The organism is Pseudomonas sp. Ors-4-3C (genome assembly GCF_055755035.1).
This window is the reverse complement of sequence record NZ_CM146900.1, coordinates 3,062,738-3,081,987: the sequence shown is the minus strand read 5'-3', so window position 1 is coordinate 3,081,987 and position 19,250 is coordinate 3,062,738. Positions and strand designations below refer to the sequence as shown.

The following is a 19,250-nucleotide window of genomic DNA, read 5'->3' as shown; positions in this document are numbered from 1 at the left end:
ATCCTTTGTTGAGAAGAATTGCCACCGTTCTGCTGCGAAACAAAATGGGTGGCAGCTATGCGCGGGTTCGCAGACCGGAGGATTAACACCAAGACCCGGCAGACCCGAAGGTCTCCCACGCACAACCGCCATAAAGATTGCGCAGCCGAGAGTCGGCCGTGCCAGACGGAACAGGGTGTCAATCTTAAGGGCTGCGAAACCCTATCGCCAAATTCGTTCAGCGACAGACCCACTCTAGGCACCTACTTCCACCGTCGCAATCAGCCTGTAGGACGTGAAATCACCACGTGTGGCCAGCGATTTTGCTCCCGGTTGGCGGCGCAATCGGCGTAAATCAATGGCTGCAGCGTGTCAGGGAAAAATGACTCGCCATGTTTCGACCCACTTCGCAGCCCCGCAAGAACAAGCTCCCTCACCACGCGGAGCAATTTCCTACGGCGTTTTCAGATCAAAACAATCATCGCACATTCCAGCCCCGGAACTTTCCTCAAAACCGATGTCAATTTGATGGCGTGTCGCGACGCTCATTCATCGGCTCAAGCAGTGCCAGGCTGATTCCTGGCAACCCAGGGAAGTGTGTGATGAGACTATTACTCGCCATGTTGTTGATGTTCAGCAGCTACACGTTCGCCAGTTGCGGCAACATCGATGACCACGATCAGCGGGCCTATTGCAATGCCAGGGAGAGCGGCAGCAGTTGCGGCAATATCGACAATCACGATATACGGGCGGCGTGTAACGCGGAGATGGGCGGCAGTTCCTGCGGCAACATTGACGACCATGACCAGCGCGCCTACTGCAACGCCAAAAAGAGCGGCAGCAGTTGCGGCAATATCGATGATCACGACTTGCGTGCGCGGTGCAACGCGGAGCAGGGCGGCAGTTCTTGCGGGAACATCGATGACCATGATCAACGAGCTTATTGCAATGCCACGACCGGCGGCGGCAGTTGCGGAAATATTGGCGACCATGACCTGCGCACCCGGTGCGAAGCCATGAAACGTTGAAGCAATAAATCGCTCAGTGATTGCATCAAGCAGTGCCAGGCTGTTTCCTGGCAATCCAGGGAAGTGTGAGATGAAACTTATTCTTGCGATGTTGTTGCTGTTCAGCGGCTACGTTTCCGCCAGTTGTTCCAGCATCAATGATCACGACAAACGCAGTTATTGCCAGGCCAGGCAGGAAGGCAGCAGCTGTTCTTCCATCGGCGACCACGACCTGCGTTCGGCCTGCGAAGCGGAGAAAGGCAGTTCGTGTTCAAGCATCGGCGATCATGACCAGCGTGCTTATTGCGAGGCCAAAAAGGGTAGTAGTTGTTCGTCCATTGGCGACCATGACATGCGCTCGGCCTGCGAAGCGGAGAAAGGCAGTTCTTGTTCAAGCATTGGTGATCATGACCAACGTGCCTTTTGTGAAGCGAAGAAAGGCAGTAGTTGTTCGTCAATCGGCGATCATGATCTGCGCAATCAATGCGAAGCCATGAAGCGCTGACCCGTCGGCCTGAATCCAAACGCAAAAAAGGGACACCCAACGGTGTCCCTTTTTTCTGGGCGACTGAAACGCAATTCCCGGACTGCCCAGTCAAACTTTTCACTTGCCACCCCCCGGTTCATCGCCAAAGGTTCCCCCCATCGACACCACGTCGTAGACTGCGAAACAAGTTGTAACGCCTCACCCACGGACGGAACCGCGCATGATCGAAATCGGCAGCCGCAACAACGCCCCCACGCCGCAGCACCCCACTCAAGACATCTACATCTTCAGCATTGACTTGTCCCGACCGGCGACGCCGTTCTGTTTCGAACAATCGATTGGCGGCGGGCATGCCAATCAGGGCGGGGCGCGGTGGTTGGCGCTGGATGAGCTGGACGCGTGGCCCGGCGAGTGGCGTGAGCATCTGCGGAAAGCCGATTGTGCGTGGGTGGCGCAGGTGATCGATGCGCATCCGGGGGTGGATCAGGCGATATTGGTTTCCGTGATTCTTGAACAATATTCCCAGCCAGTGGGGCGCTTGAAAACAATCGGCAACTGGCTCAAACGCAACATTCATGTCGGCGGCCGTTACGGCGTTTAAACCACGGAGACTCGCATGACTCAAACCCTCGAACGCGCTATCGCCATCGCCGCCACCGCCCACACCGGGCAGGTGGACAAGGGCGGTGCGCCGTACATTCTGCATCCGCTAAAAGTCATGTTGCGCATGAACTCGCTGGAAGAACGCATCGTCGCCGTGTTGCACGATGTGGTCGAGGATTGCGGCGTCAGCCTCGATGACTTGCGCAAGGAAGGTTTCAGCGAAGAGGTGCTGACGGCGATTGAATCAGTGACCAAAGTGCCCGGCGAATCCTACGAGGATTTCGTCGAGCGTGCTGCGCAGAACCCGATTGGCCGGGTGGTGAAACTGGCGGATCTGGAAGAAAACAGCGACCTGTCGCGGATCGCCTCGCCGAGTTGGGAGGATCTGGAGCGGGTCGAGAAGTATCGGCGGGCGATTGGGCGGTTGCGCGCCTGACCCGGCGAAATAGCCACGGTTGAATAGCCAGGAAGGCGAAAATATGAAATCGATTCTGTGTTTGTTGATCGCGGCCGCCGTTGGCGCTGCGTTGCAGGTCAGCGGTGTCCCTCATGGCTTGTTGCTGGGGGCGATTCTTGTCACCGCATTGGTCGCCACCAGGTTCGGGTTTGCCCCCGCGACGCCTTATGGCTTGGGCTACATCCAGGTCACGCTGGGTATCGCCACCGGGCTGATGTTCGAGGCGTGGGACAGTGCGACGGCTTCGGCGATGTTGCCAAGCCTCGGCGTTCTGCTGATATGCCTGACCGTGCAGATTGCCCTCGCCGGATGGTGGCTGACCCGCGGCGCAGGATGGAATCGCACCGATGCGCTGTTGGCGGTGTACCCCGGCGCACTGGCGGCGGTGTTTGATTTGCTCGAATCGGAAAAGGCTTCGAGCAAAGTCATCATCGTCCACTTGATGCGCTTGCTGTTGATCACGGTGCTGGTGAGTTTTTTGATTCCCGGACAGGCCTCGGTGGCCGTGATGGAAAGCGCTCCATTGAGCACGGGCATGGCGTTGACGGTGCTGGCGCTGATCGGCTTGAGCATCGTCATCGGGCGCTTGCTGTTGGTGATCGGCGTGCCGGCGCCGTTCATGTTGACGGCAATTCTGCTCACCGCGGTGTTCGTGAAATCGGGATGGCTGCACGGCTTCCACATGCCGGACTGGAGCCTGAATCTGGCGGCGCTGATTCTTGGCGTGCGGATCGGTTCGCGCTTTCAGGGGCTCGGCCTTGCGGAATTGGGGCGGCATGGGCGGACGGCGTTGGTGTCGGTCGGCCTGATGATCGTGGTGGCGGCGGTTTTCGCCGAAGTGGCGGCGCGGTGGCTGGGCAGTGATCCGTTGTCGCTGTGGCTGGCGTACATGCCGGGGGCGATCGAGACGATTGCGATTGTCGCGTTTGCCGGCGGGTTGAATGTGGTGTTTATCCTCACGCACCACCTGGCGCGGATGGTGCTGCTGCACTTTGCGCCGGCGTTGCTGGTGCAGGCGCGGCGGGCGCGGGAGGAAGTCTGAAGCACACCCCCCTGTGGGGAGGGAGCAAGCTCCCTCCCCACAAAGGTTCAGTTATGTTTACCGAATGTGGGCGGCAAAGCCCTCAAGCCCTGGTGCAATACCTTCCTTCAGCGTCAACGCCGGAATCTCGTAATCCCCGCCGTTCTGCTGTCGATACGCAATCGGCCGCGTGCTCCACAATTCATCCAGCCGCGTGCCGAGTTCCTCGCAAGTCGCGGCAAATGTCGCCTCGTCCATTCGACCGACGCGATAGGCCACGAACGGCGGCACCACCTCAAAACCGGGGTAGTAGAGGATTCCGTGATTGATCGGGAACAGCACGTCATCAATCGGCCCGTTGATCCCGCGCGGACTGTAGTGCGAGTCCCAGCCGCCGGTGGTGACCATCAACATCGCCCGCTTGCCTTTCATTTTCCCTTCGCCATAACGCTCGCCCCAACGCGAATCGGAGTGTTCGCCAACGCCGTAGGCAAAACCGCAGGCGTACACGCGCTCGACCCAGCCCTTGAGAATCGCCGGCATGGAAAACCACCACAGTGGGAATTGCAGGATCAGTGCGTCGGCCCAGAGCAGTTTTGCTTGCTCGGCGGCGATATCGGCGGCCTGGGTGCCCTGGGCGTAGGCCAGTTTCGAATCGCCTGAGGCGTCAAACGGGCGGCTGCGGTCGCGTTCAGGGGCGTCGTCGGCGTCGAGGGTGGTCTTCCAGTTCATCGCGTAGAGGTCGGAGACCTGCACGGTGTGGCCGGCGGCTTGCAGGCGCTGGACGGTGAAGTCCTTGAGCGAGCCATTGAGCGAGGTGGGTTCAGGGTGGGCGTAGACCAGTAGCACATTCATGTTGCAGCTCCTTGGTTGAATGCAGGCAGGATCAATCCTTGATCGGTATATTGGAAATGAATGTCTGATATGTCAGGTATAGCCATGAATAATTTACGACGTCTGGATATCAACTTGCTGTTGACCCTAGACGTGTTATTGGCAGAACACAACGTAACCCGCGCCGCAGAGCGGCTGAGCCTGTCGCAGCCGTCAGTGAGCGTACACCTGGCCAAGCTGCGCGAGATCTTCGGCGACCCGCTGTTGCTGCCCGGGCCACGCGGGATGCGGCCGACGGCGCGGGCCGATGAGTTGCGTGAGCCGTTGCGTGAAGCGCTGGAGGCACTGGAGCGAGCGGTGGCGCCGGCCAGTGCGTTCGATCCGGCGCAGGCCCGCCACATCTGGAAAGTCGCGGCGACCGATTACGGCGAATCGACGGTGGTGCTGCCGGCCCTCCGCGGTTTGCGCACTCAGGCGCCGGGCACGCGGCTGGCGGTGCTCGATCTGGTGCCGGCGCAATTGGTCAAGCAGGCGGAGCAGGGGGTGTTTGACCTGGCGCTGCACATCACCGAAGAGGCGCCGCTGGATCTGCATCAGCGGGTGCTGTTCACCGAGCATTACGTGTTGGCCGGTCGCGTCGGACATCCGGGGTTGACGCGTAAACCGAACCGCGAACAATTCTGCGGGCTGGAACACGTAATGGTGTCGCGTGAGGGCGGAGGCTTTTTCGGGGTGACCGACAAGGCGCTCGCCGAGGTCGGTCTGGCGCGCAAAGTGGTGCTGTCGGTGCCGCACTTTCTGATGGTGATGTCGGTGCTGGCGAGTACCGATCTGGTGGCGATGCTGCCGTCACGGCTGGTGCGCGGCAACCCGGCCTTGCAAGTTGTCGACGCACCGCTGCAGGTGCCGGGCTACGAAATGGCGATGTTCTGGGGCGAGCGCGCGCACCGCGATCCGGCACACAAATGGTTGCGAGAGCACCTGGCGGCGTCGGTGTAGTGGGTCAGGCGTGGCCCAGGGCAATCGCAAAAGACACCACGATCATGCACGCAAACGCAAAATTGAGATTCATCAGCTGTTCATCCTGAGCCTTTTTCGAGTGGGGCCATTCTGAACAGACGCACGGCAAAGAAAAAATTCGGCGTGTTGATTCCAATGATCGAAACAATTGATAGCGGCCGGTTTGTGTTTGCCCGAGGCTTTCGCTAGTCTCGGCAAAACCTGCAACTACAAGCATAAACAGGCATAACCATGCACGATCATTCGGTCACCGAACTCCCGTCCCTGCGCCGGCAGAAAATCCTCCTGATCCTCGAACGCGACGGCAAGGTCATGGCGTCCGAGTTGAGCCAGCACTTCGCCGTGTCCGAAGACACCATCCGCCGTGACCTCGCCGAACTGGACAACGCCGGCCTGGTGCAGCGCGTGCACGGCGGGGCGCTGCCAAGGCCCAAGGACTCCGGTAAGGATTTCTTCACCCGACTGGATGAGACTGACGAGGTGAAAGTGCGGTTGGCGCAATGGGCGGCGCAGAAAGTCGAGGACGGGCAGATCGTGCTGTTCGATTCCGGCTCGACCACGTTGCAGGTGGCGCGCTCGCTGCGGGCGGATATCCAGATCACCGCGGTGACCGCCGCGCCGATGACGGCGATTGCCCTGTCCGAATACAAGGGCGTGAAAGTGATTCTGGCCGGTGGGCAATTGAACCCGCGCACGATGTCGGCCGGTGGGCATGAAGCGGTGCGGTTGTTGTCCGGGATCAAGGCCGATCTGGCGTTTACCGGCGTCTGCGCGATTCATCCGGAGGTGGGCGTCACCTCGCTGCATTTTGATGAAGTGCCGGTGAAGCAGGCGCTGCTCGACAGCGCGGCGCGGGTGATTGCGGTGACCACCGCGGATAAATTGGGCGCGGTGGAGCCGTTTGTGGTGGCTGCGTGTACGCGCCTGCATACGCTGATTACCGAGCGGCATGTGGCGTCGGGGAGTATCGAGGATTATCGGCGGTTGGGGATTGTGGTGGAGCAGTTGCCTGATTGAGATTTTGTGCTGAGGCTGCTGGCCTCTTCGCGAGCAAGCCCGCTCCCACATTTGGAATGCATTTCAATGTGGGAGCAGTTGCCGGACTGAGGTTTGTAGTGAGGCTGCTGGCCTCTTCGCGAGCAGGCTCGCTCCCACATTTGGAATGCAATCAACCTGTGGGAGCGGGCTTGCTCGCGAAAGGGCCAGTGCGATCAACGCAACTTTTCAAGCATCTGGTAATACCACATCCCCGCCGCCAGCAACGGATTGCCCAGCAAATCCCCCATCGGCACCCGAATGTGCTGGCACTGCGCAAAGGTGTCGAACTGTTCCATCTGCCCGGTGATCGCGCGGCTCATGATTTCACCCATGATGTGCGTCGTCGCGATGCCGTGTCCGGAATAACCCTGGCAATACCAGACATTGTCCGAGAGCTTGCCCAGTTGCGGGATGCGGTTGATCACGATGCCCATCGCGCAGCTCCACTGGTAGTCGATCTGCACCCCTTTGAGCGCCGGGAACGTCTGCTCGATGCACGGGCGCAGCTCGGCGGCGATGTCGCGTGAATCCTTGCCACTGTAATTGGCGCCGCCACCGAACAGCAGGCGCCCGTCGGCCGTGAGGCGGTAGTAGTCGAGGACGAAACGGCAGTCGTACACCGCCAGGTCTTCGGGGTTGATCTGCCGCGCCAGATCACCCAGCGGCGCGGTGGTGACGATGCCGCCCATGGCCGGGAAAATCTTGCCCTTGAGCTGACCCGGTTCGAGCTTGTGATAGACGTCGCCAGCGAGCATCACCTGATTGGCGTCGATCTGGCCATGGGCGGTGCGCATCCCTGGGGTTGTGCCGTGAATGATCTCCAATACTTCACTGTTCTCGAAGATCAATGCACCAAGACTCTCCGCCGCCCGCGCTTCGCCGATGCACAGGTTGAGCGGGTGCAGGTGCATGTTGCGGGTGTTCTTGATCGCGCCGTGGTAGAGGTCGCTTTGCAGCAGGTCGCGCACCTGGCTGCGGTCGAGCAGGCTGACTTGATCACCCAGGCCGCGACGCACGGCTTCTTCGTAATCGTTGCGCAAATCAGTCATGTGACTGGGCTTGTAGGCAGCGTGCAAATGGCCGTGTTTGAGGTCGCACTGAATGCCATATTTCGCCACGCGCTGCTGGATGATTTCATGCCCGCGCCAGCGCAGGTGCCAGATGAAATCGTCGACTTCATCACCGAGTTTCGGGCGCATCTGTTTACGCATCGCACCGTCGCCGGAGAGGCTGCCGGTGACTTGCCCGCCATTGCGTCCGGTGGCGCCCCAGCCGATTTTATTGCTCTCGACGATGGCGACTTTCAGGCCTTTTTCGGCGAGTTCGACGGCGGTGGCAACGCCAGTGAAACCGCCGCCGATGATCACCACATCCACCTGGTGCCGGCCCTGCAGGGTCGGGTAGTCGGTGTCCTGGTTGAGGGTGGCGGTGTAGTAGGAATTGCAGCGTTGGGTCATGTCAGTGTCCACACAAAATTCGGAATTCGGAGTGCAATCCCCTGTGGGAGCGGGCTTGCTCGCGAATGCGGTGGGTCAGTCACTGAAATATTGAATGTGACGACGCCTTCGCGAGTAAGCCCGCTCCCACAGGGGGATTGATGCTGTGCTTCAGGCTTCGGTCAGATACCAACGCCAATCCTGTTCACCCACCTCGGCCATGAACTGCCGGTACTCGGCGCGTTTCACCGCCAGGTACACCCCGAGAAATTCCTGGCCCAGGGCATCCCGTGCCCACGCGGAATTCTCCAGCGCCTGCAGCGAAGTCAGCCAGTCGGTCGGCAGCAATTCCTTGGCTTGCGCATAGCCGTTGCCCTCGACCGGCGCCCCCGGATCAAGACTTTCGCGAATGCCACGATGGATCCCGGCGAGGATCGCTGCCGCCGCCAGATACGGGTTGGCGTCGGCGCCGCAGATGCGGTGCTCGATGTGCCGGGTGTTGGCCGGGCCGCCCGGTACGCGCAGGCTGACGGTGCGGTTGTCGACGCCCCAGGTCGGCGCCAATGGCGCATAGCTGTTGGCCTGGAAGCGCCGGTAGGAGTTGGCATTGGGGCAGAACAGCAGCAGCGAATCGAGCAGCGAGGCGAGCATGCCGCCAATCGCGGTGCGCAGCAGCGGGGTACCGGCCGGGTCCTCGGAAGCAAACAGATTGCGCCCTTCGGCATCGGCGAGGCTGACGTGCATGTGCATGCCGGTGCCGGCCAGATCATCGAACGGCTTGGCCATGAACGTCGCCCGCATGCCGTGCTTGTGCGCCACCGCTTTGACCAGGCGTTTGTAGCGCACCGCCTGATCCATCGCGAGCAAGGCGTCGCCATGTTCGAGGGTGATTTCCACCTGGCCTGGGGCGTATTCGGAGATTGCCGTACGCGCCGGAATACCGTGCAGTTTGCAGGCGCTGTAGAGGTCGGCGAGGAACGGTTCGATCTGCTCCAGTTCACGCAAACCGTAAACCTGGGTGTGTCGCGGTCGGCCACCGTCGGCGTCCAGCGCCGGTTGCGGGCGACCGTTGTGATCGCGTTTGGCGTCGAGCAGATAGAACTCCAGCTCGCACGCCATCACCGGGTGATAACCCTCGGCCTTGAGGCCGTCGATCACTTTGATCAACAAGTGACGCGGGTCGGCGATGCTCGCCGGCATTCCCTCGGTCGGGTGCATGCTGACTTGCACCGCCGCAGTTGGAATCTGCCGCCATGGCAGGCGCACCAGACTGCCTTCGAGCGGGTAGGCGCGGCAGTCGATGTCGCCGACGTCCCACACCAGACCTGAGTTTTCCACGTCCTCGCCCTGTACGGTCAAACCGAGGATGGTGCTGGGCAGCGGGCGACCGCTTTCGTAGACCGCCAGCAGTTCCTCGCGGTGCAACAGCTTGCCGCGTGGTACGCCGTTGGCGTCGAGGATGAACAGCTCGATCATGTCGATATCGGGGTTCTGTTCAAGGAACAGGCGTGCGTCTTCGATGGCTGCGAATTTCATGGTCAATCACTCACGATGGCGCCGGGCAGGCGCGCAGGATCGGGCCGGACGCAGCTATGGCGTCCCGGCAGGAATAAAATGGAGATCAGTCAGACGTGACGTAGAACCTGTGGCGAGGGAGCTTGCTCCCGCTGAGGCGCGAAGCGGCTCTCGCTTTTTGATTCAAAGGCAGGGGACTGCTACGCAGTCCAGCGGGAGCAAGCTCCCTCGCCACAATGGATCTTTACTGACTGACAGAAATCAGCAGGCGATATCCGGCGGGCGTGCGGAGTGACGCAGCTTGGAACGGCGCAGGGCCATGGGGAGATTGACGATACGATTCATACGCCGCCCCTGTGGGAGAGGGCGCGCAAGCGAGAGACGTTCAACGTTTCTGGTTGTTGTGGTGACGTACTCATAACGCGTGTTTCCGTTGGCGGAAAACGTCGGTGGCGAGATGGCCCCGCCGACCGGTGTGCCCGGATAGTAAGGGGCAATCCGCGGGCCTGTAAACCGATGATTGTGCCCCTGCTTCTTTGGCCGCTGCTCAGCGCAGCAGATGAAAGCCCAGCCCGGCGAGGGCGCAAACGATCAACACTGCAATCACACCGCGCTTGAAAATGAACAGCGCCAGTGCGGCCAGCAACGCCAGCCCGATGGAAAACAGATCCGTGTGCCCGGCAAAACCGTTGGGCCAGAACACGTGATAAGCGAAGAAACACGCCAGGTTCAGAATCACCCCGACCACCGCCGCGGTGATAGCGGTCAACGGTGCAGTGAATTTCACTTCATTGTGGGTCGATTCCACCAGCGGTCCGCCGGCGAGGATAAACAGGAACGAGGGCAGGAAGGTGAACCAGGTCACCAGTGTCGCCGCCAGCGCGCCAGCGGCGAACGCATTTTCCGCGCCGAACGCCGGTTGCACGTAACCGCCGATGAAGCCGACAAACGCCACCACCATGATCAGTGGCCCGGGCGTACTTTCGCCAAGGGCGAGGCCGTCGATCATCTGCGTTGGCGTCAGCCAGCCGTAGTGCCCGACTGCGCCCTGATAGACATAGGGCAACACCGCGTAAGCGCCGCCAAAGGTCAGCAGCGCGGCTTTGGTAAAGAACCAGCCCATTTGCGTGAAGGTGCCGTCCCAGCCGAACAGCGCGGTCAGCAGCGCCATCGGCAAACACCACAGCGCCGCGCCGACCAACAGCAGACGCCACAGCTTCGGCAGGCTGAATCGGGCATGTTCGGGCGTTGGCGTGTCGTCATCGATCAACGCCGGGCCGAAGGATTGGGCACTGCCGCGCTGGCTGCCATTGTCGAACCGTTGCGGCGCCAGTCGCCCGCCGAAATAGCCGAGCAACGCCGCACTGAGGACGATCAGCGGGAACGGCAGGTTGAAGGCAAAGATCGCCACGAACGACGCCCCGGCGATTGCCCACAGCCAACTGTTTTTCAGCGCCCGCGAACCGATGCGATGCGCCGCGTGCAGCACAATCGCAGTCACCGCCGGTTTGATTCCGTAAAAGATCCCGGCCACCACCGGCACGTCACCGAACGCGATGTACAGCCACGACAGCGCAATCAGGATGAACAGCGACGGCAGCACGAACAGCGCCCCGGCAATCACTCCGCCCCAGGTGCGATGCAACAGCCAGCCAATGTAGGTCGCCAGTTGCTGGGCTTCAGGGCCGGGCAGCAACATGCAGTAGTTGAGCGCATGCAGGAACCGTCGCTCGGAGATCCAGCGCCGGCGCTCGACCAGTTCCTGATGCATGATCGCGATCTGCCCGGCCGGGCCGCCGAAACCGATGCAGCCTAGCTTGAGCCAGAAGTGCCAAGCCTGGCGCAGGGTGACGGGAGCGGGGCGGGGCAGGTTGTTGGGTGCTGTGCTCAAACGAGACTCCGGAGTTTAATCCTGGCGGAGTGGCTATCTAATCAGACTTTCAACCCTCACCCCAGCCCTCTCCCAGAGGGAGAGGGGGCCGACCGAGGTGTCTGGCGTCATCCATCGACCTGAGAGATCGAGTCGATTATGAATTTGATCTTCAGCCATACGCCTGCGCGTGAAGGGGCCGACCGAGGTGTCTGGCGTTATCCATCGACCTGAAAGATCGAGTCGATTATGGATTCAGAACCAATCTTTCAATTCGGTGAATTTCTTCAATATCCCCCAATCAGTCCCCTCTCCCTCGGGGAGAGGGCTAGGGTGAGGGGCTCTTGATCTTCAGGCATGCGCCAGACTCCAGCGCAGCGCCGCATTCTGGTCGCTCTCCCGCGCCTCGACCCAATGCGAACCCTGCGCCGTGGTCTCGCGCTTCCAGAATGGCGCGCGGGTCTTGAGCACGTCCATGATGAACGCGCAGGCTTCGAACGCCATGTACCGGTGCTTGCTGCTGACGCCAACGAACACGATCGGTTCGCTGACCGCCAGCGCGCCGACCCGATGCACAATCTCCACTCCCAGCAGCGGCCAGCGCTCGCGCGCCTCGTCGGCGATCTGTTCGAGGGCTTTTTCGGTCATGCCCGGATAGTGCTCGAGGAACAGCTCGTTCACGCTCTGGCCAATGTTCAGATCGCGCACATAGCCAATGAAATTCACCACCGCGCCGACCCGTGGATTGCGCGCATGCAGGTCGGCGGTCAACTGGCCGACGTCGAAGCTTTTGTACTGGACTCGAACCGTCATGCTCAGCCCCCGGTGACCGGTGGGAAAAACGCGATCTCGTCGAAGTCCTCAATGGCCGCACTCGGCTGGCACAGTTCCTGATTCAACGCGCACATCAGGTTGCCGGCGCCGAGCACTTCGCGCCATTCCTCGCCGCGGGCCATGAGCAATTGCCGCACGTCTTCGATGCAGGTCAGGTTGTCGCTCAAGGGGATTTTTTCACCGCCCAGATTGAGGCGATCACGGTAGCTGGCGAAGAAGTTGATCAGGATCATTGCGCGTCCTCCCATTGAAAATGCCCGGAGCGTCCGCCCTGTTTGCTCAGCAGGCGGATGTCGCCGATGACCATCGCCCGGTCCACCGCTTTGCACATGTCATAGATCGTCAATGCGGCGACGCTGGCGGCGGTCAGCGCTTCGAGTTCGACGCCGGTCTGGCCGGTGAGGCGGCAGGTGCTGGTGATCTGTACGCGGTCCGGTTCGCAGGCCTTGAGTTCGACATGAATCGAGCTGAGCAGCAGCGCATGGCACAGCGGGATCAGCTCGTGGGTGCGCTTGGCTGCCTGAATTCCGGCGATCCGTGCCACGGCGAAAACGTCGCCCTTGGGGTGCCCGTTGGCCTGGATCATCTGCAGCGTTTCCGGGCGCATCTGCACCCAGGCTTGCGCCATCGCTTCGCGGCGAGTCGCGGCTTTGTTGCTGACATCGACCATGTTGGCGCGGCCCTGATCGTCGAGGTGGGTGAGGGTGTTGCTCATGGCGAAAGCTCCTGGATCGGGCTGTAGATTCGGGGGGCGTTACGGTGCGGAACGTGGATCAGATTCAGGTGATGCTTGAGCGCCCAGCGCACGGTCAATGCGGTGGGGGCGGACAGACTGACGAGGGTGCCGAGGCGGGCGCGCACGGCCTTGTGGATCAGTTCGAGGCTGCAACGGCTGGTGACCACCACAAAGCCCTGACGCGCATCGACGTCAGCGATTTGCATCGCGCCGATCAGCTTGTCGAGGGCGTTGTGCCGGCCGATGTCTTCGCGGCACAGCAGCGCCTCACCGCGGTCATCGAAGTACAGCGCCGCGTGCAGGGCGCCGCTGCTGCGGGCCAGTGGCTGAGCCTGTTCGATACGCTGGCGGATGCCATCGAAATGCGCGGCCGGCGGCAGTGCGCAGGGTTGCAGGATCTGCAGTTGCGGCAGCGCCTGCTCCAGCGCTTCGACGCCACAGATGCCGCAACCGCTGGTGCCGGTCATCTGCCGGCGATGATCTTTCAGCGCCCAGAAGGCACGACTGGAAATCTGCACGTCGGCCTGGCAGGCCTGATCGAAATGCGTCAGATGGATATCGTAGATCTCGTCGACGCTGTCGATGATCGCGTTGCTCAGGCTGAAGCCACGGATGAAGTCTTCGAGGTTGCCGGGCGAGACCATCATCACCGCCTGACTCAGACCATTGAAGGTGATCGCCAGAGCAATCTCCGCGGCCAGGGCGGCATGAGAGAGCGGGGCGTGCGGCAGGTATTCGCGAAACGCCACCGGTGACGGTTGCGGTGCGGGGGCATTGCCATCCCCCGGTTCGGCGGTTGTTGCAACTTGGCACTGCATCTTGAAAAGTCCCGAAGCGCTGAAGTGAGTTCAGGCTACGGGGGAGTCAAAAGTGCGTCCAATCGCTTGTTCTGATCTGGTGATTGGGTGGGTCGATCACCGCTGTCATGTCCGAAATGTGTGTTGGCTGGGCGGGCCTCTTCGCGAGCAAGCCCGCTCCCACATTTGAAATGCATTCAACCTGTGGGAGCGGGCTTGCTCGCGAAGGCGGCCAGGCGTCCAACAGCAATGTCTGGATAGTCACTCAAACAACCGGCACCTCCCCCCCAAACATTTTCCGCGCCTCGGCAAAGCATTTCTCGGCAATCGCCGAACGCGGCTCGGTCTTGCGCATCACCAGCCCCAGCGGCGCCAGCACGCTGGCATCCGGCAGTTGCATGAACGACAGGTGTTCGATCGGCTCTTCCAGCCCGCTGTCCAGCGGCATGATCGAGCAGCAGAATCCTTGGTGGATCGCCTGCAGCAGTTGATAGGTCGAATCACTTTCCATGATCGGCTGCGGATTCAGCCCGCGACTGCGGAAACTCAGGTCGATGGATTTACGGTAATGCATGCCGGTGGTGATCATCCCCAATGGCAGTTCGGCGGCGTCTTCCCAGCTCATTTCCAAGCCTTCGAAATGGAAGTGACGGTTGTCGTAAAGCAGCCCGACGCGGGTTTCACCGATCTCGAAAAAATCGAAATAGTTCGGGTTGACGTGGTCGAGGTAGCACACGCCCAGGTCCAGTTGATTGTTGCCAAGGCCGGCGATGATCTCGTCGGAACTGCCCGACGACAGACTGAATTTCAGCTCGGGATAGGTCCCGGACAAGCCCTGAATGTAATTGACCGGATTGAAGTTGCTCAGCGGCACCAGACCCAGGCGCAGGCTGCCGACCAGTTGCCCGCGGCAGGCCGCCGCTTCGGCGAACAGACCGTCATGCGCGGCCAGCAGCGTGCGCGCCCAGGCCAACACTCGCTCGCCGGCCTGAGTGAAACCTTCAAAGCGCTGGCCGCGATTGACCAGCACCAGATCCAGCTCGTCTTCCAGATTGCGCAGACGCATCGACAGGGTCGGCTGGGTGATGTGGCAGCGGGCGGCGGCCTGGCCGAAGTGTCGGGTTTCGTCCAGTGCGATCAGGAACTTGAGTTGTTTGATGTCCACGAAGGCACCTGCTCGTTGAGAAATTGAATGGAGTATTGACGCAGATGCGCGCAGCGCACGGAAAACGCGAGGTGCGACGATCTCATTTGCCTGTGTTTGCGTCCAATCGGAAGCATTGAAAAGACTATCGATCAGCTCTATCGCCCATGGTTTCAAAGGCTTTGGCCGAGGTCAACGGCACCGATAGAGCAGGTCGATAATGTGGTTGGCCAGAGTGATTAGACAGTACTCATAAGTGGCACTTAGGCTGCTCGGCAATCTGATTGACTACTGCCGGAGAGTCCCATGAGCGCGAAAGCGGATGCCCTGTTTGTCCCCCTGAACATTGCCGTACTGACCGTCAGCGATACTCGCGATTATGCGAGCGACACGTCCGGCCAATTGCTGGTCAGCCGATTGCTGGAGGCCGGTCATACCTTGAGCGAGCGCAACCTGCTCAAGGATGACCTGTACAAGATCCGCGCCCAAGTCGCCCACTGGATTGCCGACGACAGCATTCAGGTGGTGCTGATCACCGGCGGCACTGGCTTCACCGGGCGCGACAGCACGCCGGAAGCGGTGGCCTGTCTGCTCGACAAGCAGATCGATGGGTTTGGCGAGTTGTTCCGCGCGATTTCGATTCTCGACATCGGCACCTCCACCGTGCAAAGCCGTGCGCTGGCCGGCTTGTCCAACGGCACGCTGGTGTGCTGCCTGCCGGGTTCGACCGGTGCCTGTCGCACAGCGTGGGAAGGCATCCTCGCCGAACAACTGGATAACCGCCATCGCCCATGCAACTTCGTGCCGCACCTCAAATCAGTAGCCGCCTGTGGGCCGCGCGGATGAGCAAGGCAGCGTTGATGCCGGTCGAGGACGCCCTCGATCAGTTGCTCGGCATGGCCAATGAGCAACGTTTGGCCGACAGCGAAATACTGCCGCTCGACGAGGCGCGTGGCCGAGTGTTGGCCAGTGATCTGGTGGCGACACTCGACCTGCCGCCCTGGCCGAACAGTGCCATGGACGGTTATGCGTTGAACCTGGCCGATCTGCATCGCCAGCCGTTGAAGGTCTCGCAAAAGGTCTACGCCGGCCAGGCGCCGGACGCGCTATTGCCCGGTACCTGCGCGCGGATCTTTACCGGCGCACCGTTGCCACCCGGCGCCACTTGCGTCGAGATGCAGGAAAACGTCGAAGTGCTCGAAGACGGTCGCGTGCGCTTCCTGCAGCCGCTGAAAGCGGGGCAGAACATTCGCGCGCAAGGTCAGGAAAATCGCGTCGGCGACATCCTGCTGCGTGCCGGCAAACGCCTCGGGCCGTTCGAACTGGCGGTCGCCGCCGGGCAGGGGCTGGCGCAGTTGCACGTGGTGCGTCGCCCGCGCGTGGCGCTGCTGTCGACCGGTGACGAACTGGTCGAGCCGGGCCTGCCGCTGCGTCCCGGCAGCATCTACAACAGCAACCGCGTGTTGCTCGGCCACTGGCTGAAGGAACTGGGCTGCGAGGTGATCGACGCCGGGATTCTGCCGGATCGTCCGGCACAGACGCGGCTCAAACTTGAGCAACTGCAAGTGGCGGCCGACCTGATCCTGACCACGGGTGGCGTGTCTGCCGGCGACGCCGATTGCCTTGGTCAGGTGCTGCGCGACAACGGCAAACCGCTGCTGTGGAAACTCGCGATCAAGCCTGGCAAACCGCTGACCGTGGGGTATTTCGGTACGGTCCCGGTGATTGGCCTGCCGGGCAATCCGACCTCGGCGCTGGTGACCTTCGGCCTGCTGGCGCGGCCGTATCTGCTGCGCATTCAGGACGTGGAAGAGGTCATGCCGTTGAGCTTCACGGTGAATGCCGGATTTGAATGGAGTAAAGCTGGCAGCCGTCGAGAGTATCTGCGGGTGCGGCTGGAAGCGGGGCGTGCGGTGTTGTATCCGAACCAGAGTTCCGGCGTTTTGCTCGGCGCGACCTGGGCTGACGGGTTGGTGGAAGTGCCGGAAAACAGTACTCACAGCATTGGCGACCCGCTGCGCTTCATTCCCTTCAGCGAACTGTTCTGACCCCAACACAAATCAGAACTGTGGGAGCGAGCCTGCTCGCGAAGGCGGCGTGTCATACAACATCAATGTTGACTGACAGGCACTCTTCGCGAGCAGGCTCGCTCCCACATTTGGATGTGTGATGTTCATCCATTCTGCGGGTGTACCTCAAACCTGTAGGAGTGAGCCTGCTCGCGATGACGGCGGCACAGTCAACATCTTCACTGACTGGACGACCGCTATCGCGAGCAGGCTCACTCCTACAGAGGGAACGAGCTCAGCTCAGCACATAGTCCACCGGCAGCAACATCGGCGGCAGGTCGGTTTCGCCCAGTTCGCTGAGAATGTCACGCTCGATAGTGCGCACCAGCGAGTCAGTCGCTAAATCGTTTTCATCGCGGCCGAACGGGTCTTCCAGCTCATCGGCAATCGCATCCAGACCAAAGAACGTGTAGCTCACGATCGCCGTAAACAGCGGGGTCAGCCAGCCCAGTGGTTCGGCCATGGCGAAGGGCAGCAGGATGCAGAACAGGTAGATCGTGCGATGCAGCAGTAAGGTGTAGGGGAAGGGCAGCGGTGTGTTTTTGATCCGTTCGCACACCGCTTGCGCCTGGGTCAGGCTGGTCAGGTGATTGGCCAGCAGCATGTAGCGCCACTCGCTCAGTTCACCGCTTTGATGCAGGTCGGAACACTGCTGGCCGACCTGCTGCAGAATCCGCCCGCTGTAGTCCGGCACCTGCGGATCGTGTTGCGGGGTGATCCACGCACGGCTGGCTGCCGCTTCGCTTTCCCGGCGCAATCGCGCATTCAGCGAGTGGGCAAAACCGCAGAGGTTGAGCAGCAACGGCTTGCGTTGTACCGACTCACGGATGACATGGGTTTCGCGAATCACCGAACGGATGTGCACCAGCACATCGCCCCAGGCCTTGCGCGCTTCATACCAGCGGTCATAGCAGGCGTTGTTGCGAAAATTCATGAAGATCGACAGCGACAGCCCGAGCAAGGTGAACGGCGTGGCGTTGACCTTGGTGAAGTTGCTCGGGTGGAGGATTTCAATCAGGACGATGGCCGAGGCCAGCAGGGTGACCATCAAGGTGCGCAGGGCGATACGTTTGGCAATCGAACCCTTGAGGGTGAAGAGGATGGCGAATTGGTTGACCTTGGGTCTGATGATCATGCTGGGCGATCCCGATTACGCAGGGTGAGGGCGGTTTCAACCGCCGGTCATGTTCATGAAGCGCACGACCTGCACGTCGTCGTTCACTTCGAAATTGTGTCGGTACGGCTTGAGTTTCATTGCCTCGATAATGGCTTTCTCCAGCCGCTGCGGTTGCCCCGGATGAGCGCGCAGCACGGCTTTCAGATCCACCGCATGCTCGTTACCCAGACACAGTAGCAGGCGCCCTTCGACGGTCAGCCGCACCCGGTTGCAGGTGCCGCAAAAATTGTGGCTGTGCGGCGAGATGAAACCCAGACGAATGTCCGGCGCTTCGGCCAGCCGCCAGTAGCGCGACGGGCCCTGGGTCGACTCGGCGGAGTCGATCAGGGTGTAGCGCTCGGCGATCTTCGCGCGCACCTGGGCGCTGGAGAAAAACGACTCCGCGCGGCTGTGTTCGCTGATGACCCCCAGCGGCATTTCCTCGATGAAGGAGACGTCGAGCTGGCGGTCGATGGCGAAGCTCACCAGATCGTTGATCTCCTGATCGTTGCGCCCCTGCATCACCACCACGTTGAGTTTAGTGCGGGTGAAACCGGCCTTGCGCGCCGCATCGATGCCGCTGATCACCTGCGTCAGATCACCGGTGCGGGTCATCTGTCTGAAGCGCTCGGGATCGAGGCTGTCGAGGCTGATGTTCAGGCGCTTGACCCCGGCGTCGAACAGCGGCGCGGCGAGTTTGCCCAGCTGCGAGCCATTGGTGGTCATGCACAGTTCACGCAGGCCGGGCAGGGCGGCGATCTGCTCGCACAGCTTGACCACGCCCGGACGAATCAGCGGCTCGCCGCCGGTCAGGCGAATCTTGCGCGTGCCCAGCGCCACGAAGCTCTGCGCCAGTTGATAGATCTCCTCCAGCGTCAGCACTTGCTGGCGTGGCAGAAACTGCATGTCCTCGGCCATGCAATACACGCAGCGGAAGTCGCAGCGGTCGGTGACCGACATGCGCAGATAGTCGACGCGGCGGTTGTAACCATCGATCAAGACACGCTCTGACATGACAGCCTCGCAGGAGTGAGAAGTCCGCATTAACGGACCAGGTTGACGCAGGTTATGGGCAACTTCACAGGACGTCCAATCACTGTTTATGAACGCTTGATTGAGCGCGTCGATGATCATTTGTTTTTTCTTGAAAGTTGCCGCTTTAGTTTCGCAAGTCACGGTAAATAAAGGGTTTTTCAACGTGATAGAGGGTTTTGATAATGTGGTCATAAATAGCGATTAGACAATAT

General features: G+C 60.9%; 20 protein-coding genes. 9 read left to right on the top strand and 11 right to left on the bottom strand.

Going from position 1 to position 19,250, the window contains the following annotated elements; all coding sequences use genetic code 11:
* Positions 1-581 precede the first annotated feature (581 nt).
* From ACVHNU_RS13710 to ACVHNU_RS13690, 5 genes are all read left to right on the top strand, one after another.
* Positions 582-1,007 carry a hypothetical protein gene (locus ACVHNU_RS13710; RefSeq protein ID WP_473020002.1) on the top strand — a complete coding sequence of 142 codons (426 nt, stop codon included), beginning with the start codon at positions 582-584 and terminating at the stop codon, positions 1,005-1,007.
* 70 nt (positions 1,008-1,077) lie between these two features.
* The gene (locus ACVHNU_RS13705; RefSeq protein WP_103521496.1) at positions 1,078-1,491 is read left to right on the top strand and encodes a hypothetical protein; all 414 of its coding nucleotides are present in this window, start codon (positions 1,078-1,080) and stop codon (positions 1,489-1,491) included.
* A gap of 202 nt (positions 1,492-1,693) precedes the next feature.
* A complete protein-coding gene (locus ACVHNU_RS13700; RefSeq protein ID WP_473020001.1) occupies positions 1,694-2,074 on the top strand; it encodes a hypothetical protein in 381 nt (126 codons plus the stop codon).
* A gap of 15 nt (positions 2,075-2,089) precedes the next feature.
* Positions 2,090-2,512, top strand: a complete 423-nt coding sequence (locus tag ACVHNU_RS13695; protein WP_003226088.1) for an HD domain-containing protein — start codon at positions 2,090-2,092, stop codon at positions 2,510-2,512.
* A 43-nt stretch (positions 2,513-2,555) separates the two neighbouring features.
* Positions 2,556-3,575 (top strand): AbrB family transcriptional regulator, encoded by a 1,020-nt coding sequence (locus tag ACVHNU_RS13690; protein WP_003226087.1) that lies wholly within the window; start codon positions 2,556-2,558, stop codon positions 3,573-3,575.
* A 57-nt stretch (positions 3,576-3,632) separates the two neighbouring features.
* Here ACVHNU_RS13690 and ACVHNU_RS13685 read toward each other — a convergent pair whose 3' ends face one another.
* Complete coding sequence (locus ACVHNU_RS13685) at positions 3,633-4,409, bottom strand: NAD(P)H-dependent oxidoreductase (RefSeq protein ID WP_226500147.1); 777 nt, start codon at positions 4,407-4,409, stop codon at positions 3,633-3,635.
* Between the two features lie 84 nt (positions 4,410-4,493).
* Here ACVHNU_RS13685 and ACVHNU_RS13680 point away from each other — a divergent pair, with 84 nt between their 5' ends.
* Positions 4,494-5,387 (top strand): LysR family transcriptional regulator, encoded by an 894-nt coding sequence (locus tag ACVHNU_RS13680; RefSeq protein ID WP_473020000.1) that lies wholly within the window; start codon positions 4,494-4,496, stop codon positions 5,385-5,387.
* A gap of 252 nt (positions 5,388-5,639) precedes the next feature.
* Entirely contained in the window at positions 5,640-6,425 is a 786-nt protein-coding gene (locus tag ACVHNU_RS13675) for a DeoR/GlpR family DNA-binding transcription regulator (protein WP_473019999.1), read from the top strand.
* A 194-nt stretch (positions 6,426-6,619) separates the two neighbouring features.
* Here ACVHNU_RS13675 and ACVHNU_RS13670 read toward each other — a convergent pair whose 3' ends face one another.
* The 8 genes from ACVHNU_RS13670 to ACVHNU_RS13635 form a co-directional block, all read right to left on the bottom strand.
* Entirely contained in the window at positions 6,620-7,903 is a 1,284-nt protein-coding gene (locus ACVHNU_RS13670) for an NAD(P)/FAD-dependent oxidoreductase (protein ID WP_473019998.1), read from the bottom strand.
* A 150-nt stretch (positions 7,904-8,053) separates the two neighbouring features.
* Positions 8,054-9,418: a glutamine synthetase family protein gene (locus ACVHNU_RS13665; RefSeq protein ID WP_473019997.1), complete on the bottom strand. Its 1,365-nt coding sequence runs from the start codon at positions 9,416-9,418 to the stop codon at positions 8,054-8,056.
* A 526-nt stretch (positions 9,419-9,944) separates the two neighbouring features.
* Complete coding sequence (gene chrA, locus ACVHNU_RS13660) at positions 9,945-11,288, bottom strand: chromate efflux transporter (protein WP_473019995.1); 1,344 nt, start codon at positions 11,286-11,288, stop codon at positions 9,945-9,947.
* 330 nt (positions 11,289-11,618) lie between these two features.
* Positions 11,619-12,080 carry a molybdopterin synthase catalytic subunit MoaE gene (gene moaE, locus ACVHNU_RS13655; RefSeq protein ID WP_473019994.1) on the bottom strand — a complete coding sequence of 154 codons (462 nt, stop codon included), beginning with the start codon at positions 12,078-12,080 and terminating at the stop codon, positions 11,619-11,621.
* A 2-nt stretch (positions 12,081-12,082) separates the two neighbouring features.
* Positions 12,083-12,334, bottom strand: a complete 252-nt coding sequence (locus tag ACVHNU_RS13650) for a MoaD/ThiS family protein (protein WP_473019993.1) — start codon at positions 12,332-12,334, stop codon at positions 12,083-12,085.
* On the bottom strand, positions 12,331-12,816 hold the full coding sequence (gene moaC / locus ACVHNU_RS13645; RefSeq protein WP_473019992.1) for a cyclic pyranopterin monophosphate synthase MoaC: 486 nt from the start codon (positions 12,814-12,816) through the stop codon (positions 12,331-12,333). Before moaC ends, ACVHNU_RS13650 begins: the two co-directional genes overlap by 4 nt.
* Positions 12,813-13,655 (bottom strand): formate dehydrogenase accessory sulfurtransferase FdhD, encoded by an 843-nt coding sequence (fdhD, locus tag ACVHNU_RS13640; RefSeq protein ID WP_473019991.1) that lies wholly within the window; start codon positions 13,653-13,655, stop codon positions 12,813-12,815. The genes moaC and fdhD overlap by 4 nt, the downstream gene beginning before the upstream one ends.
* A 244-nt stretch (positions 13,656-13,899) precedes the next feature.
* A complete protein-coding gene (locus tag ACVHNU_RS13635; protein ID WP_473019990.1) occupies positions 13,900-14,799 on the bottom strand; it encodes a LysR family transcriptional regulator in 900 nt (299 codons plus the stop codon).
* Between the two features lie 285 nt (positions 14,800-15,084).
* Here ACVHNU_RS13635 and moaB point away from each other — a divergent pair, with 285 nt between their 5' ends.
* Positions 15,085-15,624: a molybdenum cofactor biosynthesis protein B gene (gene moaB, locus ACVHNU_RS13630; RefSeq protein WP_027611709.1), complete on the top strand. Its 540-nt coding sequence runs from the start codon at positions 15,085-15,087 to the stop codon at positions 15,622-15,624.
* Positions 15,621-16,826: a molybdopterin molybdotransferase MoeA gene (locus ACVHNU_RS13625; protein WP_473019989.1), complete on the top strand. Its 1,206-nt coding sequence runs from the start codon at positions 15,621-15,623 to the stop codon at positions 16,824-16,826. Before moaB ends, ACVHNU_RS13625 begins: the two co-directional genes overlap by 4 nt.
* 256 nt (positions 16,827-17,082) lie before the next feature.
* Here the strand turns inward: ACVHNU_RS13625 and ACVHNU_RS13620 are convergent, their stop codons facing one another.
* Both ACVHNU_RS13620 and moaA read right to left on the bottom strand, forming a co-directional pair.
* On the bottom strand, positions 17,083-17,982 hold the full coding sequence (locus ACVHNU_RS13620; RefSeq protein WP_103486410.1) for a bestrophin family protein: 900 nt from the start codon (positions 17,980-17,982) through the stop codon (positions 17,083-17,085).
* A 36-nt stretch (positions 17,983-18,018) separates the two neighbouring features.
* Positions 18,019-19,017, bottom strand: a complete 999-nt coding sequence (gene moaA, locus ACVHNU_RS13615; protein ID WP_473019988.1) for a GTP 3',8-cyclase MoaA — start codon at positions 19,015-19,017, stop codon at positions 18,019-18,021.
* Between the last annotated feature and the right edge of the window lie 233 nt (positions 19,018-19,250).